We start from the raw sequence: 25,026 nt of genomic DNA, 5'->3' as shown, positions 1-25,026 counted from the left end.
AGGAATATCTCTGCATAAGTTTCCTGGATATTCCTTCTTCAATCCCGAACACAAAACAATATATTGTCTACGTGTTTTCTAATAGAAGCAGTACGAATAGTTGTTTCATCTCCCGCAGGAAACAAATCAACACGTCCGCCTCTGCAGATTTTATTACCAATTATGCTTCTGTAGAAATTGCACCGACAGGGCAGCCATCAATTGCTTCATTCACACTATCAACCAGATCAGTTGAATATTCCTGAAAAGCTTCAGCGACACCATCATCGTTCATTCTGAAAACATCCGGACAAGTTGTTACACATAATCCACAACCGATACATAAAGACTGATCAACTTTTGCTTTCATTTTTTTCTCCTTTTTTTGGAAATACTACGATTAAGAACATTTTAAACCGTTCGATTGCATAAACAGCATGAGGAATTTTTGCCGGCATTAATATGGATTGACCGACTGATAAAATACTATCTTTTCCATCGATTGTTATTTGCCCTTTTCCGTCCAAGACAAGAATCAATGCGTCCCCGTCAGAGTCATGGGTACTTATCGCTTCTCCTTGGTCAAAAGCAAATAATGTCAGGCTTACTGCTTCATTTTGAGCAAGCGTTTTACTGACAATTTGTCCATCCAAATAATTTACCTGATCCACCAATGAAAGTACTTTTGCAGCATCCAAATTTTTTATAAATTTTTCCATTTTTTTATCCCTTGTTGTTGTAGGTTATCAATTTTTGAAATAATACTGAAATTTGGATTCACCTTCTTACCGAATAATTCCAGTTGGAAAAATCGCAAACCAGATTGACGTTTTCAATCCCAAATCTGTAGTTCGAAATGTAGACTTCTTATTCAGACTATAATTCGAATTGCTGATCCTGAACGTTTTTCGTTTTCTTTTTTTATTGTATTATACTGATATATAAATTTATGTTGTAATTACAACATCAGGAGCAATATGCTTACAGATCCTTCAGTTCTTTTATCATCGCCCTTATTTCAAGGCCTAAGCACGAAAGACACAATTTCTCTTCTGCAGTGTATTTCTGTAAACAGAAAGAAATTTTCTCAAGGAGAAGTTATTTTTCTTTCTGGTGAACCGATAAACCGGATCGGTGTCATCCTGCAGGGAAGCATTACGATTATCAAGGAAGATTTTTCAGGTAATCGATCAATACTGGCAGAATTTGTAAAAGGCAATATCTTCGGAGAAGCTTTTGCATTTTCTAATAATGAGAAATTAAGCGTTACTGCAATTTCTGCCTCTGAAAGTGAAATTCTTTTTATCGACGCAAATAGAATCTTCACATTTTGTGCATCGGCTTGTCCGTATCATTCGAGACTAATCGAAAACATGCTGAAAATCATTGCAAAAAAAAATATTGTATTAAATGAAAAAATTGATGTCCTTTCAAAACGCACAATACGAAATCGATTGCTTTCCTTTCTTCAAATCCAATCTCAAAAAAATGACTCAAATCACTTTTCAATTCCCTTCAATCGACAGGAATTGGCTGATTATTTATGTGTCGATCGCAGTGCCTTATCAAATGAAATGAGCAAATTACAAAATGAAGGATTTTTTTCCGTATCAAAAAACGAATTTACAATTTATTCTTCTAAGGGAAACAAATAAAAGAGATAGATTTCTAAGAAAGGAAAAATCTATCTCTTTAAAACAATTAAAATCTTAGTTTAGTTCTCAGCGAATCGCAACGGGATTTTCACTGTCAACAGAAGGATCAAAAATGTGGAAATTACTCATATCAAACACGAGATTTACCGTGGAGCCGATACTATAGCGGCTTCGTGGATCAACGCGAGCGGAAAATTGAGTTGAACCTGCAATACAATATACAAATATTTCATTGCCCATCAACTCAGTTACATCAACTTTTGCTGCAACGTCAGCCTTAACAATTCCTGGCGGGCAAAATTCAGGATTATAGATATTTTCAGGGCGAATTCCAAATACCACATCCTTACCATCCATTCCTGCATAAACTTCTTTTCGATTTTCAGGAATTTCAACAGAAAAAGCTTCATGTTCAAAATAAACTTTTCCATCCCCTTTTCTGATTTTTCCATTAAAGAAATTCATGGATGGTGATCCGATAAATCCAGCAACAAACAGATTGCATGGAAAATCATAAAGCATTTGCGGCGTATCCAGCTGTTGAATGATACCTTTATACATGACTGCAATCCTGTCAGCCATTGTCATCGCTTCCACCTGATCATGCGTAACATAAATAAAAGTTGTCTGCAGCCTCTGGTGCAACTTGCTGATTTCGGATCGCGTCTGTACTCTTAGTTTTGCATCAAGATTGGATAACGGTTCATCAAACAGAAAAACCTGAGGATTCCGAACAATAGCACGACCTAAAGCCACGCGTTGTCGTTGGCCGCCGGATAGTTCACGAGGTCTTCGTTGAAGAAGCCGATCAAGTCCTAAAGTTGCAGCAGCTTCCGTAACGCGTTTTTGAATTTCCTCTTTTGGCGTCTTCCGCAATTTCAGTCCAAATGCCATATTGTCAAATACAGTCATATGCGGATAAAGTGCATAAGACTGGAACACCATCGCTATGTCCCGATCTTTTGGTGAGACATCATTTACTACACGATCGCCGATTAGTATTTCGCCATCGGTGACTTCTTCCAGACCGGCTAAACAGCGTAATGCTGTTGATTTACCACAGCCTGAAGGACCCACAAGAACTAAGAATTCTTTATCGTTTATGGACAGTTGGATGTCTTTTAGTACTTCAACATCGCCAAATTTCTTCCATACATGGTTATACGTTACACTTGCCATAATAAGCTGCCTCCATTCGGTACGAGTATTGTAGCTTTATTATATCTTTATTCGCTTTTTGTAAAGAGGGGTCAATAATTCAAAATATCAAAGAGAATTCATTGATATTCTTTATTCAAAAAGTCAATCGCTATTTTGAATTATTGAAGAGGGGGAAATAAATTAAAAACCAAACTTTCAATTCAATGGAGGAAACCTGTGGTTGAGTTGTTTTTACGACGGATCGAAAAACAACTCAACCATATATTATTCTCCACATATTCCGAACCGTTTCATTATTGCCAAGCCATAATACGTAAATTAAAAAAAAAGAGAGAAATCTCTCTCTAAATTGTAATGTTTATAAAAAAAATTGACTGTATCGAATTTACAAAAAAAAACACCCCGATGTGCCGTGTGCTGTTAAGTTTTGAACCTGCAATCGCAGGTTGGTTTCTCGTTCCATAACGCAGCCTTGGCCGAAACCTATCGCTTTATTATGAAAAAAAAGAAACCATTTTTATTCGTGTTGGCCCAAAACCGGTTGTACAGCATCACCAACACAACAGGGTTTAATGACTTTATACCATAATTTTATCTTGTTGAAAAGATTTTTATGAATTCTACAATTATTCATGATTTTGAAAAAGCATTTAAGAAAAGAGAGAATTCGTGTTTTGGTGATGCTATTGTGCGAAACAGAAGAACAACATTTCTTCTATCATAATTCAAAAGCCCAATCCGCTTGTAATCATCGTGAAAAAGATACTTTGATAATCTTCCCCTCACGATTGACCGTTACTCGTGTAATCAACCGGTCCAGCATATTTCCAACTTTCGTATCTTTTGAATAAACAATTACATAATTTTGGCTTTTTTCAATATCCTCCAAATCTCCTCCAGACTTACGATTGATGATTTGTTTCTGAATTGTAAAAGTAGAAAATTCATCGCTCACGACATTCAGATTGTACATTTGGTTGACTTCGTTGTATATTTTTTTTGCCATTGCAAAATCAATCGCTACTTTGCTATCCAGTTTTTCCCGAGCCAACTCATAATTACGAGAAGTTTTTGCTCGCTGCATGCGATCAGTAATATCCGCATAATCATCCACTGCGTACAACGGATCACCTAAAAGCACGAATGACAGGAGTGTCTTTTGTACCTCGCCATCCAGACTGCCATTTGAAGATTCTATTTCCGTTGCCAGGTTTTTTCTTGCCCTTCGAAACGCTTCACCGCATGAAATTCCGGTCAATAAATGTTTCCAAAATAAATTTGCCAGCAAATCAGCCGCCGTTAAAGGCAGATTCATAGCGCCATATGCAATTGCAGTTGACCCAATAAATACGTGGGTAGTCTTACCTAACATATGCAGAGATAACGCATTCGATTCATTGCGATTGATAATATCACTGCCATAACAATTTTCTGCAAAAACAACCTTTGGGGTTTTTGTTATATTTCTGGCATTACTGATTTCCAGAGCAACCGGGATCATCGGTATAGAGGAGGTATCTTTCGTGTCTTTCTGCCCATACCAGTTTGGCTGACCTTTTATTCCGTGCAAATTAAAATAAGCATAATCAACATTTTCCAATCTGCTTAAAGGAAAATTCGAAGCCATTGTTGCAGGAGATATCAATAAATTCGAAGCATCTGTGAGATTTTTATAAACAGCAACCGAAGGCCGCTGCCATACTGCACAACTATAGCCGAAACATTTTTCACTTTTCAATACCTTCGAAAATTTTCCGATAATTGGTTGTTTATTAATACCATTTTTATTTTCACCTGATTTTTGACCATTGAATCGAGTCATGTGATGATTTTGAATTTCACGTAACTGGCTGAGAAGTAAGCCTGGATCATTTGAATTATCGCCAGGGATTCTGCCAATTTGCCAGTGCTGATCATAAAAACAGATACTGTCTGAACTTGCATATGGCACATCAGAATAGATTTTCAAGTCATCATCCATTGCGGGATTATTCAACGTAAAAAATGGTACAACATCGTGACCGCCTACGATCAATAATGCCCCAATCATCAATCCTTTTGCAGATAATGATTGATCCAACTGAATTAATGATGCCCGTATAGATTCCGCGCTCATTGTGGTCATACTCCCTGATTGAAATTCGTCAGGATAGTAAACCATTGCATTCCAGCCTTCGCGATTTTCAACCGCATCAACAACAGAACGCATTTCTTGATCGATAAAATCTTTGTTATTCTTTCCATATTTTGCCGTTAAACCAGAAATCGTAGACAAAACAACATAGACCGGAAATCGTTCATCTGCGTCTTCCAGGTTTAGTTTATAAACATATTCTTTAATAGGATCCGTGGTTGCTGTACCAATTTTTTTCTCATTCTTTTTTATAAGGTTCTTAATGTCTCCTTTTATCGAGAAAAATGAAGGATAGAGTTCTTTTTTCTTTTCAGTTTTCTTTGAAGAAGGTAACTGTTCCCGATCAGGTTCTCTAGTTTTTTCTGTCGTTTTTGTTGAAGAATCCAAATAATTTTTTTGTGAAATAATCGAAGGGTCATTCACTTGGTGATTATTGAATGTTTCTTCTGTGTTAAGATTTGTCCTGGCAGTATTTTCGGCCTTTTTTATTCGATTCTGTTCCTGAAAGTCCAGATCGTTTTCCGATTCTACAATCAAGTTGTATTCTTTATCCAGTTTTGAATGCTTTGCGACCTTTGCAGGAATTTCCAAAGTTGAAATATCCAACGTCAACTGATCTGAATCAAGCCAAAGATCTTTGTAAGGGTTTTCACTTTTCCATAGTCGATAAGCTACTTGTCCGATCAAATCATTTTCAAGAGTCGCATGGATGATTTGAATGCCTTCTTCAGAATTACCCATCCGATTCAATACATCTCCCAGCATTAATCGAAACTGCACCGCTTTTGGCCATCTTCTTGTATAAATTTTCAGCAGTCTGTGACAGGAAGACAAATCTGTTCCGGATCCAATCTTTTTAATAATCCGAATCGCTGATAGAATATCAAAATCATCCAGATCATCGATATCAATCGATTCCTTTTTCCTAAAAAAAACGTTCTTTGAGGTTTGACCGGCTATATCCTGCTTTTTAAATGAATTGAGGATCTTCTGACGCTGAATTGCAACTTTTTTTTGTTCAGAAGCATCGGGATATAATGCTGCGAGCAATGCCCAGACTTCAATGAATTCCGGATCATGATCTACAATAATTTCACTCAGCCTTATTGCTTCATCTTTTAAACCTAATTTGTAAAGGATGATTGCTAACCGATACTGAATCCAAAGATCGCTGGGATGCTTTTTCAGCCATGAAATAATTATTCTTTTAGCAAAGGCAAAATTTTCAACTTGATAAGCAGTATTTGACAGTTCTATGAATTGAGATCGGTTAATGAGGATAGTATTCATGCAATCACCTTTATGAAACAAGACGCGTTAGAATGATCAATCCACCAACAATTAAAATGGCACCCGTACAAATTAAAACGACACCAATTCCTCGGCTGGTTGCGATCATTGAGTTGAGTTCTTTTACAAGGAAGCTGGCATTTCCTAATGCTCCGCTGATTTCGTCAGTAACACCTTTCATAGCCAATTTCGCAGCTTGGTGCTGAATTTCCTTAATATCATTCGAAAAAACCTTTGAAATCAATGTGATAATTCCTGAAATCAGGCTCAATCCCCCAATTACAATGATCACAATTCCTGTGATAACGATGGTATTTTGTACATCACTCATGGGATTCCTCTTTTTTATTTAATCAAATCGGCGATGTCTGAAGGTATGTCGCACAATTGAATTGTTTCCCCATTACAGAAAATACTGGCTCTTTCAATAACATGATGTAATTCACGAATATTTCCCGGCCATGAATACTTCTTAAAAGCATCAACCACCTGATCCGAGACACCGGTAATATTCAAACCGATTTCCTGGCTGATTGTTTTTACAAAGAACCCGATAAAATCCGGCAAATCCTCCATCCTTTCCCGCAAAGGTGGTACAGTGATGTCGACTACATGCAGACGGTAGTATAAATCTGAGCGAAATTCGCCTTTTTCAATCATTTTGAGCATATCTTTGTTGGAAGCAGCGATAATCTGAACATCGACCGGGATTTCTTTAAGTCCGCCAACATGGCGGATTTTTTTGTCTTCAATTGCCCGTAGGATTTTCGCTTGCATATCTTGACCCATTGATGAAATTTCATCCAAAAACAGAATCCCCCCATCTGCTGCTTCAAACAAACCTTGACGTTTTTTGTCCGCGCCTGTAAAAGCTCCCTGTTCGTATCCAAACAACTCCGATTCCAGGACAGTTGGCTGAATAGCAGGGCAGCAAATGGGAATAAACGGTTTGGAGGCACGCGGCCCTACCTGATGAATGTACCTTGCAATAATGTCTTTTCCTACTCCCGTCTCCCCATTGATTAGAACGGAAGCCTGTGCCATAGCGGTTCTTTCAGCATCTTGAAAGATCCGTTTCATTTTCATATTCTGTCCTTTAACAAAAGACAAGTTATTCACATATGAACCTTTGAGATTATCCAATTCACGTTGCAACACAATCATATCTTCCGCCTTTTTGAGGCGTGCATCCAGAACGCTGAAATTGATTGGTTTTGACAAAAAATCAAATGCACCATTCTTCATGGCATCTACTGCCATTTCTACTTCGCCATATGCGGTTATGATAATCGTGCGAGGAGCAGGTCTTAATCGATTGATGTCAAAAAGCAGATCCGGGCCATATTCTTTTTGAATTTGTACATCCAATAGAACAATATCGATCGGTATTTGTTTTAGAATCTCACGCGCTTTTGTCAAATTCTCAGCATCATGAACTTCATACCCTTTTTTTAGAAGGTTTTGTTTTATTCCTTCCCGAAAATTTTCTTCATCATCAACAACCAATATTGAAAATTCCATGTCCTCTATGCTCCATTTATGATTGGAAGGAGTATTTCGAATACAGTTCCCCCAGGATAAGATTTAACTTGAATTGATCCTTTATGCGAAGTAACAATCCGTTTGCTGATTGCCAGTCCCCAGCCATTTCCCTTCTTTTTTGACGTCACAAATGGTTCAAAAATATGATCAATCATATCATCCGGAATCCCTGGCCCATTATCCGATACAGAGATTAAGGCTTTCCGACCACCCGTTTCCGGCTGATACAGACTGATTTTCAACGAAATTACGCCACCCTTATTGTCAAATGCGTCAATTGCATTTCCAATCAGATTATTAAAAACTTGTTCCAACGCTCTTGGATCGCCCATAATTTTCGGGAAGTTATCAGGAGGAGAAAAATAATACTTAATATTAGAGCGAACGAAGTTGATCTTCCATCTTTCTAAAAGATCAAGCAGAAAAGATGCTAAATCGACTTCTTCCAAGTTTAGTTTCAATGGTTTTGAATATGCCAGAATATTCGTTACCAGATGGGATACGCGCGAACAATCATCCTCGATACGATGTGCTGCTTTATATATTTCATCATCTTCATGACACAAACTTTTAATGTTTTGAATCCAAACATTCATATTATTAACCGGATTACGAATCTCATGTGCCAGTAAAGAAGCAAAGTCCCCCAAAAATGCTCTTTGTGCCAATTGTTCCGATTTCATGCGATTTTCTTCAGTTTCAGTTACATCGGTCAAAATAAAAATGGTATAAGAATTTTTTTCATCAAAATCGAATTTCTTAATTTCAATCTGGCAAGGAAATGTTTCTCCGCTTCTGCGATGGAAATATCGAATTGTATCGGTTTCATCATCATCCTGATTCTCTTCAGTGGAAAAATGATGAGAGACCATTTCTCTTACTCCTTCACGAGTAACGATCAAATCATCGATATCATGACCAATCACATCCTTTGGACAGAATCCAAACATTTTTGAAGAAATCTGATTGATATAAACAATTAAGAAATCATTATTTACAATAATGACGCCTTCCGAAATATTATCTACAATAATGGAATTGAGTGAATTTTCAAAAACATTTTGATATAGAGATTTTGTCATCTCCATTTTTTCAATCAATTCTTTAAAATGAAAATTAAATATTTCAAGGATCGTTTGAATGATTTGCTGTGATTGGCTGTCTCCTGGTCGGATTACTATTAAAAATGATCCGATTTCTTGGGTCTCATCCTTGATTTTATATATCATCCAAGTCTCAGGAGCTTCGGGAAGAAAATCAACTACATACAGTAATTTGCCGCTTTCGAGTTTTTTAGTTTCATTTGTAATCTGATCAATATAGACAAAAAAACTTTTTTGACTGTTAATACGATGGATCATCTCGTATAAATCAAATCTTTTAAAACAATCAGAAGGGATAAATCCGATTTCAGAAATACCTGATTCGATTTCAATTTCATCGAGTAAATTTTCAAATCCCTCTATAAAATCAGTTCTTGAACAAAAAACCGACGAAACCGAACCAAGAATCCTGGTAATAAAACTCATCGGCTGATGATTTTGTTGATCAACAGCCCATGTTGGATTAATTACAACGGTGGCAATCAAATCACGTTTCTGATCCAAATAGGAATTTCTGACCTGAACAGGTTTTATTGATCCATCCTGTTGAAAAAACTCAAACCACATGGTATGGTGTTCAGAATATGATATGTCTTTCCAATTTCGAATCAATCGATCAAACTCGGATGGTTTACCAGATGGCCATAATGATTCAAAGAATCGTTCTGCCTGTTCATTGAAATATTGAATTTTTTTACAGTTTATCGACCAAATAAATGCCGGCGTAGCCAATGAAAATAGAAATGTATCATAAACATTGGAAGTTATAAATGAGTTATCAATCAGTTTGCCTGACATAATTATCTCATGTTGATTACGTTCCGCATGTGTGCGGGTAGGATTCCTTCCATGGCTCGATATTTTGCCACGGTTCGACGTGCAATATCAAAACCCATGCCAGATAATATATCGACTATTTTCGCATCGGTTAATGGTTTTTTCTCTTCCTTTACTAAATCTTTAATAATCGTTCGAACATTTAAACTGCGGTCGAAAAAGGAAGCAAGGGGAATCACTTTTTTGTTAGGCAGCATGACTGTCTTATTGGAAACAGCCCTGCTGATGGTGGATTCATGAACATCAAGTTCTTTTGCCACTTGAGCTCTTGTAATCGGTTTGATACTCATATCTCCATGACGTATATAATCGGATTGAAGCGTTACCAGTATCTGCATCAGACGAACCATTGTATTGTTTCGCTGGTTGATACATTTTACCAATAAGGAGGCGCGTTCAATATCATTTTTCCACTCTTCCGCTTTTAACTCAGGAGCATTCCGCAATTCCGTTTTGAATATTGGATTTACCTGCAAAAAGCCGGTAATCGGCATAATGATTTCGACAACCAATTGATTTTTTGGATCATCATTCAAATAATAAATTAATATATCCGGTTGATGGAAAGTATCCAGATCTCTGTCATCCGGGAAAATATTCTCTCCCCAAAAGGCTCTTCCTGGAAAAGGATTCAGGTTCTCGCGTATAAACTTTTCAATATTCTGAACTTGTTTTACTGAAAGAGCATGCTTTTTTGAGATCTCCCGGTATTTTCCATGCATCAGTAAATCATAGGATTCCTCAACCAGTTCTTTTGTCCCCGACGGAATGTTAACGATACTGGAAAGATGTTGGATTTGCACCAGTAGAGCTTCTTGTGGATTTCTTGATCCAACTCCAGCCGGATCGGCATGTTGAATCAATTTGATTACTTCTTCAATTTTTGACGGTAAGACATGATAATAGTTTGCGATTTCATGGACACTGGTTGTCAGGAACCCATCTTCATCCAAACCAGTCAGCAAATATGCGGCAATTTTCTTTTGATCTTCAAGCAGATCCGGACCGATCTGCCTCAGCACATAGGTTGGCAAGTCCTCTTTTTGAGCCGAATCCACGTCAGGCTCATCCATATATGAATTGGAATACGAAGAATATTTTCCAGAATAGAAATCTTCTCGGGGACTGACAAAAACAATATTTTCATGGTCGGAGTCAGATTTTGGAACTCCGCAGAATTGACAAATTCCCTGTTGTGGTAATGGCCTTTTACATGTAGGACAGATTCTTTCGTCGATTCTTTCTAAAGCGGGATTAATTGAAAGTTCACTTTCAACCTGTTCTCGAACCTCATCAGCCGACATACTCAACATTTCCATAGTCTTAGCCAAATGGATAGAAATCGTCGTTCGCGTATCGGTTTTCTGCTTTATATTTTGATACATAATCCGATCCTTTATGCAATGCTGATTAGACAGAGACAAATATCCATGCCTAATTCTCTTTTTATTCCATTATGGAAGAACAGTGCAATTTTTGTACCACATGCTCAAGAATTGTACCAACTTTTTCTTGATCCGCCAGCAATTCGAGCTTTTCGATAAGCAAATCGAAATTCGTAAATGATTTATTACAATTGTGGTGTATATCCTCTGATTAAAGCGACAGTACGAATTTGATCTCCTTATTCATATGATCGGTCAACGTTTAAATTGCTGCATTCTTTCGAAAGAAGGATTAACTTTTCGAATAATCAAAGAATTCTTCCCAAATTTCGAATTGCAGGCACATTATCTGATTAATTAAGTAAAATACGTGATAAAACTATGGTTGATGAAAAAAGATAATCGTTGTGACTTGATTGTTATTGGTGGCGGACTTGCGGGATGTGAAGCTGCCTGGCAAGCAGCGAATCGCAATCTTAAAATTAAGCTATTTGAGATGCGTCCAAGCTTGATGACAGGGGCACATGAAACCGGCAATCTGGCAGAATTGGTCTGTTCGAATTCTCTTGGTTCGAACCTGATTGATCGTGCTTCAGGATTATTGAAAGAAGAATTGAGAATTTGCGGATCATTATTAATGAAAGCTGCAGAAAAATCCAAAATACCGGCAGGAAATGCGCTTGCCGTAGATCGTAATTCATTTTCTCAATTTGTGGAATCAGAATTAGCCAGCCATCCCAACATTGAAATCATACGGGAAGAGGTAAAAATAATCCCTGAACAAATTCCCGTTATTCTTGCAAGCGGACCGCTGACTTCCAAAGATTTATCAGAGAGTATTCAAAGTATTACCGGAAAAGAGAATCTATTTTTTTACGATGCCATTGCACCCGTAATCACCTATGATTCAATTAACTTTAAGACAGCCTATAAAGCATCCCGATATGGGAAAGGGAATGCTTCCGAAGGTGATTATATTAATTGCCCCTTTACAAAAGAAGAATATTATCAATTTGCTGAAGCTCTCCGAACTGCAGAACGCATCGCATTACATTCGTTTGAAGGTGAAATTGATCAGGGAGTAAATGCCGGAAAAGAAAGTTATTTTGAAGGATGTCTGCCGGTTGAAGTGCTTGCCAACCGAAATCCTGATGCGCTTGCCTTTGGTCCGATGCGTCCGGTCGGATTGATTGATCCGCGTACAAATAAACGACCCTACGCGGTGATTCAGCTTAGACAGGATAACCTTGCCGGCAGTCTATATAATATCGTTGGCTTTCAAACCAATCTAAAGCAACAGGAACAGAATCGTGTCTTTCATATGATTCCCGGACTTGAAAATGCCGTTTTCGAACGGTATGGGCAGATGCATCGAAATACTTATATCGCATCTCCGGGATTGATCAATGAATTTTTACAATTGACCAATGATCAAAGGATTTTTTTTGCTGGTCAGCTTTCTGGAGTTGAAGGTTACGTTGGAAATATCGCTTCCGGTTTAGCCGCAGGTATCAATGCATCAGCTTTGATTCACCAGCAGCCACTTGTAAGATTTCCTGATAAAACGATGATTGGTGCTTTATTGCATTATATCTCTCATGCAGAAAAGAAACATTTTCAACCGATGAAGGCAAATTTTGGAATTCTTCCCCCATTGGATGATCCGTCTCGTTCGAAACAGGATCGCGGACAACAATATTCAGCCCGTTCGTTAGAAACTATTCGCAAACTAATACTGCCATAATTTCCGAATAGACTCATCGCAATTCGTTTCTTAATCAAAGAATTATTTCTGTAAAAAAAATCGGCAAACAATTTATGCCGATTTTTTTTTACAGCTTAACTGCGATTCGAAAATGAGAAGGATTATTTGAGAAAGTGTTGTTTATTCTCCCTCTATGGAAAAAAACGATGTGTCAATTTTCCTCGTTGTTTCCATAAAGATTCCTAAATTTCGATGTACAAAAAATCGAACTCAGGATTTTTTTCCTTTGGGATGGAGTCTTGTATACAAACGCCACGAATAGAAAATTGGGATTACTACAACGAGGATCATACTGATACCTGAACCATATGCAAGGACACTTGCATTCTGTACGATATAACCTGCAATGCCTGTAACGACCAGCAATAATCCACCGATTACACCCAAATATCCTCCCAATCGATGGGTCTTTTTCCATACGGTATCATCATGCAATGTCCAATACACTTTGATTCCAAGCGTTCGGTTTTGCACAATTTTCCCAAAGTCATTACTGATTACAACGATCACCAGGCCAAGTAGAGCTGGAATTAAGTACTTGAAACTGCCAAGAATCCCGTTTCCATATAATGCCGTATAGGTGAAAATACCTCCTAAAACGATAAACATTGGAGTGATGATCGATAATAATTTTCGCTCAATTTTTTGATTGTCCAGAATCATATCATTTTGATTCATTGTTCGATTACGCCATTGATATGACAATTCGATACCGATAGGAATCACAGCAAAAAGAAGATATGTCCATTTATTGCCCCATGCGTCCGCATTCCCAGAAAAATTAAAATGAGTAGGAACAATTTCTTTTTCACTAAGAAAAATCGCTGCAGCTAAACCAACTGTATTGATTCCGCATAGATAAATCATCCATTTTTTCATTTTCGTTTATTTCCTCTTTTCGATCAAAACGGCAAGAATATTCATTACATCTTCCAAGACACTTGTACTAATGGTGTAAATTACGTTTTGTCCATGTTTTTCTGATCGGACAAGACCGGCATTTCTCAGGATATTCAGATGATGGCTGATGGAAGGTTTGGATATATCAAATTTCTCGGCGATCTCACCCGCATTCATATCATTTTTTTTCAGCATCATCAGAATTTCGCGTCTTGTAGGATCAGTCAACGCATCCCACACATCATTCATATGAGTCCTCAATTATTTAGATTTATTTCTAATTATATAATTATCTAATTATATAATATAATACCCACGCTTACTTTTTTTGTCAATAGAAGCAGCAATTTGAAATTTGAACATGCTTTTCAATAGAGTGAGAACACTTGTTATTGTGATGTTTTTACACTTCACGCAAAGACATCACAATAACAAAGAATCCCCTCTTCATTTCATATTGCTGGAAATAATTGTTCAATTTTGCTTTTTAAAACTACGAAATTATTGAAGAAATTTGAATTTGCACACAACCGCGAATGAAACGAGACAAGAACCAGTGAGCAAAAGCAAACGAAAACATCGTTTATTAATCCCTCAAAAAAGTGAATCAGGGATACTTGGAGCAACGATCAGCTATTCAAAGTCTCGAAAAACCATTTATGATAAAAGGGATAATTTTATGGCTTTCGCACAATTACATTTTTAGCCCTTGGTCCTTTATTACCAATTTCTATATTGAAATCTACAACCTGTCCCTCACTTAGATTTCGAAAACCTTCTGATTGAATATCCGAATAATGAACAAAAATATCACCTTTTTCTGGAACCGTGATAAAACCAAATCCTTTGTTTGAATTGAACCACTTTACAGTACCTGAGACTTTTTCTTCCATATGTAACTCCATTTTATTTTATTGAACGACTGATCCATCCGCTTAGTAATAAAAGAAATATACTGAAAAACGATCCGGTTCCAAAATTAATGGTTCCGATCTGAAAAAAATGAAATTTCAGGAGAGTATCCAAATATTGCCCGATGAAAAACCCCCCAACTGCAACGACGACATAGACAAACAAATGGAAAATATTTTCACCCAGAATAAAATGGTAGATTGTCGCATAGAGTGATGAAATAATAATGCTAAAAATGATCGCAGGAAAAGTCATAATTGATTCTCTGTTTGTATAATTCTGCCGCTGACAATGACTTCATTATCTTCATTATATAATACAGCAATCTGTCCGCAAGCGATATCATTTGCAGCCACTTCTAAACCAATTTTCAGCCTATTATCCGGTTGGATTTCAGCAGATACCAATTTGGGCACTGCTTTGTAGCGAAATTGGGCATACGCATGAATCGGTTTGTGAATCGGCATACAAGATACCCAGTTGACGTCATCGATAAGAACCTGATTAATAAGAAGGTCATTTTTCTTTCCAACAAGTACTTCATTTTTTTCAGGATTTTTGGATAAAACATAATAGGGTTCCGGAGCTGAGATTTTCAATCCCTTTCTCTGACCAATTGTAAAGAATGGCAGCCCGGGATGAATGCCAAGGATATTATGCTGCTGATCGACAATATTTCCTGATTGAATGAGACTCCCATAATTTCTTTTGAGAAAATTTCGATAATCGCCATCTCCAATAAAACAAATATCCTGACTGTCCGGTTTCGATGCTGAGGGTAATTCATATTCAGCTGCAATTTTTCGGATTTCCAGTTTTGTATAAATACCCAGCGGGAAGATGGAACGTTGTAATTGAATTTGATTCAAGCGACTGATAATATAGGATTGGTCTTTTTGTGAATCTACACCGCGAAATAGATGCACTCGTTTGTCTGGATCAATGCTTGTGCGCGCATAATGTCCGGTTGATACAAATTGAGCATCGATGGCATCGGCATAGTCCAGAAGCATTTTCCACCGAACCAAAGGATTGCATAACGAACAGGGATTCGGTGTTTGACCGCATAAATAGGAATCAACAAACGGTTTTACAACCGAATTGTAGAATTGATTAGAGGCATCAAGAAGATAAAATGGAATTCCAATTTTTGAGGCGATAATTCTTGCTTGTTGCGCAGATTCTAATGAACAACACTGGTTGTCCCTGCCGAATCCTTCTTCAGACCACAGCTTCAGCATCACGCCGATCACTTGATAACCCTGCTGCTTCAACAGCAGAGCTGCGACAGAGCTGTCTACACCGCCACTCATTCCGACAACAACTTTCCCCAATGATTCGCTCATCTGGTATTCTTTCGAAGAAAAGAAATATAGCGCGCCAGGGTTTCAGTTAATTCATCAACAGCATCATCCGTTGTAAAAGCCCCGACAGTTATCCGAAGACCGCCATTCGTCCATTCATTATCCAATCCAATATTCCGAAGCTGTTGCTGTCCCTTGATTGATGTTGACCTGCAGGCAGAACCAATCGAAACAGCAAAGCCGCTTTGATCCAATAAAGCCAGAAGCGATAATCCATCAACATTTCGAAAAGCGAAACTCGTATGATTTGACAATCGATTTGTTGGATGACCAGTTATCACAACATCCGGTATTTTTGTCGAAATCTGTTCAAAAATACGATCTCGATGGCGCTTTTCAGCATGGATTCTGTTATCACATTCAGCCTCTAATAAGGCATATGCTTTTGCCATTCCGACAATATATGGCACATTATGTGTTCCTGCCCGCTGCGCTTTTTCCTGGCGTCCTCCAAAAATCAACGGCATTATGTTAATTTTCGAATTGCTTATTAATGCTCCGATTCCCTTAGGTCCATAACATTTATGCGCAGCAACACTAATGAAATCAACCGGCAGTTTTTGCAGATCCACAAGTTGATGAGCCGCAAATTGTGTGGCGTCAGTATGAAACGGCACATTTTTCGTCTTACAAATATTACCCAAATCCGGAATTGGATTGACACTGCCGATTTCGTTGTTTCCATAAATGACGGAAACCAGAACAGTATCCTTTCGAATCATCCAGGATAAATCATCTGGATTTACGATACCGTGATGGTCAACTGGAAGATAATCCAAAACACAAAAACCAGCCTCATGCAGATGCTGTGCAGTTTGTCCTACCGCACTATGCTCTAACGGAGAAATAATGAGATGTCCGGGTTTTCGATTTTCATTCCAATACGACATAACAAAATGATTCAGAACTGTGTTATTAGATTCAGTTGATGATCCGGTAAAGCATATATTTTCGGGGTTTGTATGGAAATGTTTTGACAGACTCTCTCGAGCTTCTTCGACAGCTGTAAATGCATCTTGACCCCAACGATGCGCAGAAGAAGGATTTCCAAAACACTCCGAAAAATAAGGGCTCATTGCATTAACTACATCCGGATGAACAGGTGTTGTAGCTGCATAATCAAAATATTTGGATATATCAGGCATAATCAAGAATTATATCTCTGCTTGCAGTTTCTTAGAAAAAAATATTGCCGGAGTCTGTGGATCGAAAGAGTCGAATTAATGATTTGCAGCAAGATTTCGCTTTATAATTATTTGAACCGGAGGGACTGTTATGGATCAAATAGGCATCTTTTTTCAGGAAATTTCTAATTGGGTATCATCTTTGGATTTAGCTGATCTTCTCGGAGTAATCGGTTTCCTTCTTTCCGCATTAATGATTCTGATTTCGATCGTCAGAATTCTTATTCGTTCCTTCAAACGAGAAAAATCTGTTCTGCAATTTCACACTCGAATTGAAGATGTTACGCATCAGATATTTAAGAAAAAAGGATTTGTAACCTTTGATCTATATATTCGAAATGAAAACCATATACCCGTCGAAATTTTACGGACAGGTTTTGTGCTGTCTGATGGAACTGAAAAGACCTTGTATGAAGAAGATCACAAGTTGAAACGTCCTGATATTTCAATCATTGAACCTGGACGAGAAGCATTTTATAACGATTGCGACCTTTTTTATACGCTGAATAATCAGGGAGTTTGTTATAAGAAAATTATGGGTATTTTTATCGATATAAAAGACAAACCGCGTTTTGTCAGCAAAGTTGACATTCATCCCTTCCTTAATGATCTGACGATTCGTGGAATTCTTACCGATAAAAAGGGGTTGAACGGTTTTTAGAATTTCTAGGATATCACTTTCTCTGACTCGCTGCTACGATTAATAATTGCCAATAAAAGACCGAAAGACAGGACAGGAATATATGAAATTTTTAAATTTTTACTCCGGTGAAAAGATCCATTTAGGTATAAAGACAGAATATGGAATCATCGACATTCAAAATAATGATCAAAAAAAGAATTCGTTGGATCACTTTCCCATTGAACAGGTTATTCGATCCTGGGGAGAAATTCGGCCTTTTATTGAGGAAATCCTGGTAAATCATTCAACAGCGATTCCGGAAGAAACTTTGCATTTTGCACCAGCCATTTGCCATCCCGAAAAAATTTTATGCGTTGGTTTGAATTATCAGAATCACATTAAAGAATCGAAAATGGAAATCCCGAAATTTCCGGTCATTTTTAGCAAATTTAACAACGCGTTGGCAGCGCACAAAGAGAAAATCACGCTTCCGAATTCAGCACAAAAATATGATTATGAAGCAGAATTAGTCATCGTTATCGGAAAAGAAGGAAAGAATATCAAAAGAGAGGATGCGCTCTCATATGTATTTGGATATACAATCGGGAATGACCTGAGTGCGCGGGATCTTCAAATGCGCACAAGCCAATGGCTGATCGGAAAATCGTGTGACGGTTTTGCTCCCATTGGACCTTATCTGGTCACCGCCGACGAAATTAATCCGGATCAACTCGATATTTGCTGTGAAGTAAACGGAGAAATTCGTCAACAGTCCAACACCAAACATATGATTTTTAATTGTGCTGACATCATCAGTTACATTTCTCAATATATGACACTGAAACCGGGGGATATCATCTTCACCGGTACACCACAAGGCGTCATCCTGGGTTATCCGGAATCGGAACAAGTTTGGCTGAAATCAGGGGATAGAATCCGTATTTCAATAGAAAATTTAGGTACTCTGTCAAATACAATTGCGTAATTCAAGGGATTCGGTCTGATAGAAAAAACTGTGATTTTTTAATCAAGAACCAGTGTTTTTTCCAGTGAAAAAAAAAGATCAACTGCTTCATAAATTTTCGAATCCTATGATATAATTTTTTCTCGTCAAGCGGGAGTCGCCAAGTGGTAAGGCATTAGCTTCCCAAGCTAATATTCGCGAGTTCGAATCTCGTCTCCCGCTCATATTTCACAATTTTCCAATTTTTTAAATATTTTTTGAAAGAATTTTATACAGTCGATCCATCAGAATCTTCAAGATACTTTTTTTAAGTACATGAAACCATTGATTATCATGATGTTTATACACTATAATTACGTTTGGATTTATGACTAAATCATAAATTCGAGGTAATCATTAGAAATAAATGCTTTATAAGGAGGAAATTATGGGCGATTCCGGAAAAAAAGATAAAGGGAAAAAGGAAGAAAGAAAAAAGCCAAAATTGACCATTAAGGAAAAACGAAAACTGAAAAATGAAAAAGAGAAAAATACAGGTACTGTTTAATTAACTTTTCATTAGATTAACTTCGGTTTTTTCGTTTATCAAACGGCTAATTGGACGTAAATATAAGAAATTTCCAGAGGTTTTTACTCATTTTTTTTGTTTCATATATATCGTTAGTCTACAAAATAAAATGATCTGTTTTCGACAGATCATTTTATTTACCACAAATAATTCAAAATTTGGTGATTTTTTGCCCTTCGAGCATACAGATCACAACCACAATGAATTCTCCCCATATTTCAAATTTGTGAATTCGAACAGCGTAATTGTTCCAAGAATCACCCATATATTTTCCTTTGATTGATGATGGGATGATCTGATAGTAGAATTACACTATCGGTCTTTTCACCTTCCATTTTCCGTTCCTTGGCAATTTGGAGGGATTATTTTAGAATGAGGTTTCTGTATGAAAAAAGATGTTTTCGGTATTCAGGTCGAATATCAGTATCAGCCAAAACTCGATCCGGATTTTTTACCTTTTGCCCCATTCATCGAAAGTTATTTAAAGACAGCCAAACTCCCGTTTGCCATTGGATTGGAACGAGAGAATCAGCAAATCCAGGTTTTTGAAACATTTATTCATGGCACCGAAGCTTATCGATCAGCTGATCATCTCTATGTTGAACGGATCGTAAAATTTTTCCTCTGGGCGCGAGGAGGATTCCGGCTGTATGTCTGCGGAAGCAGAGAGATCAGGGAATATATTGCAAAGGTTTATTCCAGTACCGGGTTACGCAGCTTTGATGCGAATTTCATGAGCAAAGTATATGACCGCCCGTTTGAAGTTGTTTACTGCGATTATGAACAAAGGCCAAAAACAAATCAAAATTCGGTTTCGATTGGAAGAAATCTGGATGGATGCAGAATTGGTTTTGATGCAGGAGGAAGTGATCGTAAAGTATCAGCAGTCATTGATGGCGAGCCTGTTTTCAGTGAAGAAACTGTCTGGAATCCAAAAATTACTTCTGATCCATCATACCATTATGAGGGAATTCTTGATTCTTTCAGAAAAGCTGCTGCGCATATGCCGCGTGTTGATGCGATTGGAGTCTCTTCTGCAGGAATCTATGTAGATAATCAAACAAAAGTGGCATCACTGTTTCTAAAAGTCTCTGACGATGACTTTCAAAAAACGATCAAGAATATTTACATTAACGCTGCAAAAGCGATTGGTCCTGATATTCCGATTGTTGTGGCCAATGACGGTGATGTAACCGCGCTTGCGGGAGCTATGAGTTTGCAAAAAAATGGCGTTCTGGGAATTGCTATGGGAACCAGTGAAGCGGGCGGTTATGTCGATCCCGCTGGGAAGATAACAGGCTGGTTGAATGAATTCGCCTTTACCCCGGTTGATTTATCTCCGAAAGCTACTATGGATGAGTGGTCAGGAGATATTGGCTGCGGAGTTAAATACTTCAGTCAGGACGGTGTCATTAAATTGTGCCATGCAGCAGGTATCAATCTGCCTGAAAACGCGACACCAGCAGAAAAATTAAAAGTTGTGCAAGCATTGATGGAACATAAAGATCCGAAAGCTGCAGAGATCTTTGAAACGATCGGTGTTTGGCTTGGATATACAATGAAACTTTATCGTATCTTCTATGATGCGGATGAAGTTCTTCTGCTTGGAAGAGTCGTTTCGGGTGAAGGTGGCAATATTATCCTGAATAAAACGAAAGAAGTATTGTCAACAGAATATCCGACTCTAAAGCTCAATATCTCATTGCCATCTGAAAAAAGCCGTAGGATAGGACAGTCAGTCGCTGCTGCCAGTTTGCCGATAATAAAGAAACCATAGAATCGCGATTGATCTTAGCGATTTAAAAAGAATCAGAAGGCTTATTTATTCTTGTGTTGATTTTCCCTGGAGCGTAAAATCAACACAAGATCTTTATAATCTCATTTCTCATCAAACTTATCATTTTCTCCAATTACAAATAAGGAATCGTTAAGGGACCTTCCGGTAAAATACAGATTTTTTCATGAGGATGGATATTTTTCACAGCATCAGAAATTGAGTGGATGGGAGTCAAAAATGCTTGTCGCATCTTCTCATCATCCAACCCATCCGAATAAAAAAATACTTTTGCCTTCCGTAAAACTTCAGAAAGAATGATTACTTGCCATTCATCCTGCTCTGTTGGGTGGGGTGAATTGATCCATTCAAATAAATCTTCAACTTTCTTTTCCTGAAACAATCTTTGTTTAAAGTTTCCATGATCAGGAAAACCTTCGCAGCATTCCGCTGCCATGATGATTGAACCGCCTGGTTTAACGATTTTTGCAGCTGCGCTCATTCCTTTTACAGATTGATATAAGTTTAGATCCAAAGGATAACCAGAATTGGACGTGATAACAATGTCATACGCTTCAGGAACTTGAAACATGGATGTTTCTTTCATGAATCTGCATCCCGCATCATGTGCTGATACCGGATCACCACAGAAAATACCAGTGATTTCATGCTGATTGTTTGTGGTGACATTTACCAGAAATATTTGCCCACATCGTTGGATGATTTCATTGACCTCTTCATAGAATGGATTTCCATCCGTTATTCCCCATGTTGCATTAGGTTGGGTGATCATATCTCTGGAGTGATTGGCAAAAATCGTTTTCCACCCAGCCATTCCAGGAATAATTGCTTTTCCTCCGCCAGAAAAACCAGCAAAAAAGTGCGGTTCGATAAAGCCAGTCAATATTTTTAGATCACAATCATAAAATTCTCGATTAATCCAGATTTCATGATGAAATGAATCATCTCCAAGGTATATTTGAGTTTCCATATCATCGCTATTATTTTGAATGATCCGGAAATTTTCAACAATTTCTTCTCCAAGCATCTTTCGTAACTCATCTTCGGTATTTGCTCTGTGAGTTCCTAATGCATTAAACAATCTGATGTTTTCTCTGGGAATGGCTTTCAGTTGATTCAATATGACAGGAAGCATGATTTTTGAAGGTGATGCGCGTGTGATATCACTGAAGACTATCCCAACGGTCATATGTGGATTAGCGATCAATGAAGAAAGTGGCACAGTGCTGATTGGGTTTTCCAAAGCTTTCATCAATTCAGCTTCAGGGTGATAGATGCCAGGGACATTCTTTGTCGATATGATATCAGCATGAATTGAATCATCCAAATCAAATGCCAGTTTTCCCTTTCCATACAGAAGTGAGTATTTCATTTTTCTCTCCCTAAATTATTAGGATAAGTCAATCAGTAAATTTCTCCCAGAAAGCGAAAAAAAAAGAATCTCAGTGATTTTTATGATTAGGGAAACTAATTTTGTTTCAAATTTCGAATTTCTGGATAATATCGGTTTTACTGCTTTATAATCGATTGTGTCAGGTATTAACAGCTGCAGCTGTAATACGAAATAGGAACTTACTATTCGAATGAAGAAGAAAAACTTTTTATTGTGATTTTTTACACTTCACTGGAACACACCACAACAAAAAAAAATACTCTGGAAAATTCGAATTGTTATATTCTCAGAAAAAAGAGAGGAAACCATGATAATCAACATAGTTTCCTCCATAGAATACAGGCTGAGTGATTCCTTAGGAGGGAATTTTATCGTTCAACCTGTTATTCACGATTAGAAACAATATAACATATTTTATCGCAATTATTTGCAGCCAGTAATTCGAAAAACACATATCAGCAATTCGAAATATGAGAAGAGTGATTTGTTATTGTGTTGTTGACGCTCAGTGCGCAATAACAATCTCTAAATTTCAATTATTTCTCCAATTTTGAATCGATAGGGAGGACAAATTGCAACAGAATGAGTACTCTTTCTAAATCAGACACTCCGATCTATGTCATTGAATGGCAGCCAATCGGATTAAAATCCACTGGAATCCAGCAACAGACAATTCTTGCCGCCGCACAATCAGCTGGAATTCGTTTTGTCGCATTCTGCGGTGGTAATGGTACTTGCGGATCTTGCAAGATTCGAATTATAAAAGGGGAACTTTCGCCGATCACGGAAACAGAACGAGCCCGTCTCTCTGATGAAGATTTTGCACATGGAATGCGTTTGGCCTGCCAGATTCATCCACTGTCTGATCTAAAAATCGAAATTCCGCCATCAACACTAAGCACAGAACAAAGACTTCAATTGGAAGGCGAAGGATTTCTTTCGATTTTTTCACAAAAGACCTGTCCGATTCAATCGGTTCATCTCCAAATTAAAGAACCTTCAATTTTAGATTCATGCGCAGATACTGTCCGAATAAAAAAAGCCTTGCTTATAACCGGTATTAATATTTCATGCATACACCCCCGCTTACTTCATTCAATATCCGATGTTTTACGGGAATTGCATTGGGATATTCAACTGATACTACGAAATCAGGAAGTCATTGCGGTCCTGCCAAAAAATGCAATTCCGCTCGGGCTTGCTGTCGATATCGGCACCACGAAAATTGCTGCTTATTTAATAGATCTGAAAACCGGATTCATAGTATTAAAAAAAGGGGAAATGAATCCGCAAATCAGTTACGGTGAAGATATCATCAGTAGAATCGCTTATACCAATATCAATCCTGAAGGAAGAGAAGCTTTACAAAAAAATCTGATTCATACGATTAATAAGCTGATCCGTGATTTATGCAAAGGAATACATGTCGTTCCAAATCAAATTGTAGAAACGGTTTTTGTTGGCAATACAGCCATTCACCATTTTTTTTGTAATTTACCGGTGGGACAGTTAGGGAGATATCCATTTGTCGCAGCAGTGTCGGAAGCGCTGAATTTTTCCGCTTCGGATTTCGGTTTAAAAATTTCGCCTGCGGCCGGGGTCTATCTTCCTCCAAATATTGCCGGTTATGTGGGAGCTGATCATATCGCTATGCTGATCGGAACCAACAGTGACCAATGCAATCGAACTCGAATTGCAATCGATATTGGGACCAATACGGAAATCAGTTTAATTCACCAAGGGAAAATCTTTTCCTGTTCCTGCGCATCCGGTCCAGCATTTGAAGGAGCACACATCAGTTGCGGAATGAGAGCTGCAGATGGAGCAATCGAAAGAGTTCAAATCTCTGATGGCGTTTTTCAAATAAAAACGATTTCTGATCAACCGCCTATTGGTTTCTGCGGTTCGGGAATTTTGGACATGGTTGCAGCATTAAGAAAATCGGGAATAATCAACGCACGTGGAAACTTCAACAAAGAAGATCCGAGAGTACAAAAAGCAGAACGCAATTATGAGTTCGTAGTTGTTTCAAAAGAAAAATCCACCACTGGAAAAGCGATCACGGTTACCCGGGCAGACATCAATGAGATCATTTTAGCAAAAAGCGCCATTCGCACAGGAATTGAGATTCTTCTCGAAACAACAGGTATCACGTCCGATCAGATTGAAGAGTTTATAGTCGCTGGCGCATTTGGCACATTTCTCAACGTAAACAGTGCAGTAATCGTCGGCATGTTCCCTGATATCAACCCGGAAAAATTTCAACAAGTAGGGAATGCAGCAGGGACTGGCGCCTGTGCCATGTTGCGTTCCACAGAAATCAGGAAACGTTGTGAAGAACTATCACAACGAATAACATATGTGGAACTATCCACGTATCCAAATTTCAATGATACTCTAATATCCTGGATGCATCTCTGATAATCGCCAGTGTTTCGAATTATTTTTCTCGTACGAGAAAAATAAGGAGATC

At 37.8% G+C, this 25,026-nt stretch carries 21 protein-coding genes, 1 tRNA gene and 1 other RNA gene; 7 read left to right on the top strand and 16 right to left on the bottom strand.

Going from position 1 to position 25,026, the window contains the following annotated elements; all coding sequences use genetic code 11:
* Positions 1-160: 160 nt before the first annotated feature.
* Both ATC1_RS11445 and ATC1_RS11440 read right to left on the bottom strand, forming a co-directional pair.
* Positions 161-349 (bottom strand): ferredoxin, encoded by a 189-nt coding sequence (locus tag ATC1_RS11445; RefSeq protein ID WP_062282145.1) that lies wholly within the window; start codon positions 347-349, stop codon positions 161-163.
* Complete coding sequence (locus ATC1_RS11440) at positions 333-698, bottom strand: cupin domain-containing protein (protein WP_062282142.1); 366 nt, start codon at positions 696-698, stop codon at positions 333-335. Before ATC1_RS11440 ends, ATC1_RS11445 begins: the two co-directional genes overlap by 17 nt.
* Positions 699-956: 258 nt before the next feature.
* Here ATC1_RS11440 and ATC1_RS11435 point away from each other — a divergent pair, with 258 nt between their 5' ends.
* The gene (locus tag ATC1_RS11435; protein WP_062282140.1) at positions 957-1,634 is read left to right on the top strand and encodes a Crp/Fnr family transcriptional regulator; all 678 of its coding nucleotides are present in this window, start codon (positions 957-959) and stop codon (positions 1,632-1,634) included.
* Positions 1,635-1,700: 66 nt separating this feature from the next.
* Here ATC1_RS11435 and ATC1_RS11430 read toward each other — a convergent pair whose 3' ends face one another.
* The 7 genes from ATC1_RS11430 to ATC1_RS11400 all read right to left on the bottom strand — a co-directional run bounded on the left by ATC1_RS11430 (position 1,701) and on the right by ATC1_RS11400 (position 11,086).
* The gene (locus ATC1_RS11430) at positions 1,701-2,813 is read right to left on the bottom strand and encodes an ABC transporter ATP-binding protein (RefSeq protein WP_062282138.1); all 1,113 of its coding nucleotides are present in this window, start codon (positions 2,811-2,813) and stop codon (positions 1,701-1,703) included.
* Between the two features lie 377 nt (positions 2,814-3,190).
* Positions 3,191-3,367: non-coding RNA, 6S RNA (ssrS, locus tag ATC1_RS11425), on the bottom strand.
* A 176-nt stretch (positions 3,368-3,543) separates the two neighbouring features.
* Positions 3,544-6,219, bottom strand: coding sequence for a tetratricopeptide repeat protein (locus ATC1_RS11420; protein WP_062282135.1), 2,676 nt, complete (start codon positions 6,217-6,219; stop codon positions 3,544-3,546).
* A 10-nt stretch (positions 6,220-6,229) separates the two neighbouring features.
* Complete coding sequence (locus ATC1_RS11415) at positions 6,230-6,550, bottom strand: hypothetical protein (RefSeq protein ID WP_062282132.1); 321 nt, start codon at positions 6,548-6,550, stop codon at positions 6,230-6,232.
* A gap of 14 nt (positions 6,551-6,564) precedes the next feature.
* A complete protein-coding gene (locus tag ATC1_RS11410) occupies positions 6,565-7,740 on the bottom strand; it encodes a sigma-54-dependent transcriptional regulator (protein WP_062282129.1) in 1,176 nt (391 codons plus the stop codon).
* Between the two features lie 5 nt (positions 7,741-7,745).
* Positions 7,746-9,662, bottom strand: coding sequence for a two-component system sensor histidine kinase NtrB (locus ATC1_RS11405; RefSeq protein ID WP_062282127.1), 1,917 nt, complete (start codon positions 9,660-9,662; stop codon positions 7,746-7,748).
* Positions 9,663-9,664: 2 nt separating this feature from the next.
* Positions 9,665-11,086, bottom strand: a complete 1,422-nt coding sequence (locus ATC1_RS11400; protein WP_082174770.1) for an RNA polymerase factor sigma-54 — start codon at positions 11,084-11,086, stop codon at positions 9,665-9,667.
* Positions 11,087-11,474: 388 nt separating this feature from the next.
* Between ATC1_RS11400 and trmFO the strand changes: the two genes are divergently transcribed.
* Positions 11,475-12,830: a methylenetetrahydrofolate--tRNA-(uracil(54)-C(5))-methyltransferase (FADH(2)-oxidizing) TrmFO gene (trmFO, locus tag ATC1_RS11395; RefSeq protein WP_062282120.1), complete on the top strand. Its 1,356-nt coding sequence runs from the start codon at positions 11,475-11,477 to the stop codon at positions 12,828-12,830.
* Positions 12,831-13,061: 231 nt separating this feature from the next.
* On the opposite strand, the gene ATC1_RS11390 is transcribed toward trmFO, so the two are convergent.
* The 6 genes from ATC1_RS11390 to ATC1_RS11365 all read right to left on the bottom strand — a co-directional run bounded on the left by ATC1_RS11390 (position 13,062) and on the right by ATC1_RS11365 (position 17,172).
* Positions 13,062-13,730, bottom strand: coding sequence for an SdpI family protein (locus ATC1_RS11390; protein WP_062282117.1), 669 nt, complete (start codon positions 13,728-13,730; stop codon positions 13,062-13,064).
* A gap of 6 nt (positions 13,731-13,736) precedes the next feature.
* Entirely contained in the window at positions 13,737-14,000 is a 264-nt protein-coding gene (locus tag ATC1_RS11385) for an autorepressor SdpR family transcription factor (protein ID WP_062282114.1), read from the bottom strand.
* 428 nt (positions 14,001-14,428) lie between these two features.
* Positions 14,429-14,644: a cold-shock protein gene (locus ATC1_RS11380; protein ID WP_062282112.1), complete on the bottom strand. Its 216-nt coding sequence runs from the start codon at positions 14,642-14,644 to the stop codon at positions 14,429-14,431.
* Between the two features lie 13 nt (positions 14,645-14,657).
* Positions 14,658-14,918: a hypothetical protein gene (locus ATC1_RS11375; protein WP_062282109.1), complete on the bottom strand. Its 261-nt coding sequence runs from the start codon at positions 14,916-14,918 to the stop codon at positions 14,658-14,660.
* Positions 14,915-16,009, bottom strand: a complete 1,095-nt coding sequence (gene mnmA / locus ATC1_RS11370; protein WP_062282107.1) for a tRNA 2-thiouridine(34) synthase MnmA — start codon at positions 16,007-16,009, stop codon at positions 14,915-14,917. The genes ATC1_RS11375 and mnmA overlap by 4 nt, the downstream gene beginning before the upstream one ends.
* Complete coding sequence (locus tag ATC1_RS11365; RefSeq protein WP_062282104.1) at positions 16,006-17,172, bottom strand: cysteine desulfurase family protein; 1,167 nt, start codon at positions 17,170-17,172, stop codon at positions 16,006-16,008. Before ATC1_RS11365 ends, mnmA begins: the two co-directional genes overlap by 4 nt.
* Positions 17,173-17,302: 130 nt before the next feature.
* On the opposite strand from ATC1_RS11365, the gene ATC1_RS11360 reads away from it, so the two are divergent.
* The 4 genes from ATC1_RS11360 to ATC1_RS11345 all read left to right on the top strand — a co-directional run bounded on the left by ATC1_RS11360 (position 17,303) and on the right by ATC1_RS11345 (position 21,142).
* Positions 17,303-17,872 (top strand): hypothetical protein, encoded by a 570-nt coding sequence (locus tag ATC1_RS11360; RefSeq protein ID WP_062282101.1) that lies wholly within the window; start codon positions 17,303-17,305, stop codon positions 17,870-17,872.
* Between the two features lie 82 nt (positions 17,873-17,954).
* Positions 17,955-18,818, top strand: a complete 864-nt coding sequence (locus ATC1_RS11355) for a fumarylacetoacetate hydrolase family protein (protein ID WP_062282098.1) — start codon at positions 17,955-17,957, stop codon at positions 18,816-18,818.
* 129 nt (positions 18,819-18,947) lie between these two features.
* Positions 18,948-19,019: transfer RNA gene (locus ATC1_RS11350), tRNA-Gly, on the top strand.
* A gap of 731 nt (positions 19,020-19,750) precedes the next feature.
* Complete coding sequence (locus tag ATC1_RS11345) at positions 19,751-21,142, top strand: ROK family protein (protein WP_062282094.1); 1,392 nt, start codon at positions 19,751-19,753, stop codon at positions 21,140-21,142.
* Positions 21,143-21,275: 133 nt separating this feature from the next.
* On the opposite strand, the gene ATC1_RS11340 is transcribed toward ATC1_RS11345, so the two are convergent.
* On the bottom strand, positions 21,276-22,532 hold the full coding sequence (locus ATC1_RS11340; protein WP_062282091.1) for a nickel-dependent lactate racemase family protein: 1,257 nt from the start codon (positions 22,530-22,532) through the stop codon (positions 21,276-21,278).
* 603 nt (positions 22,533-23,135) lie between these two features.
* Here ATC1_RS11340 and ATC1_RS11335 point away from each other — a divergent pair.
* Positions 23,136-24,974, top strand: a complete 1,839-nt coding sequence (locus ATC1_RS11335) for an ASKHA domain-containing protein (RefSeq protein ID WP_062282086.1) — start codon at positions 23,136-23,138, stop codon at positions 24,972-24,974.
* The last annotated feature ends 52 nt before the right edge of the window (positions 24,975-25,026 follow it).

The organism is Flexilinea flocculi (assembly GCF_001192795.1).
Taxonomy (GTDB): domain Bacteria; phylum Chloroflexota; class Anaerolineae; order Anaerolineales; family Anaerolineaceae; genus Flexilinea; species Flexilinea flocculi.
Note: the sequence above shows the minus strand (reverse complement) of the source record. Positions and strands in the feature narration are given on the sequence as shown.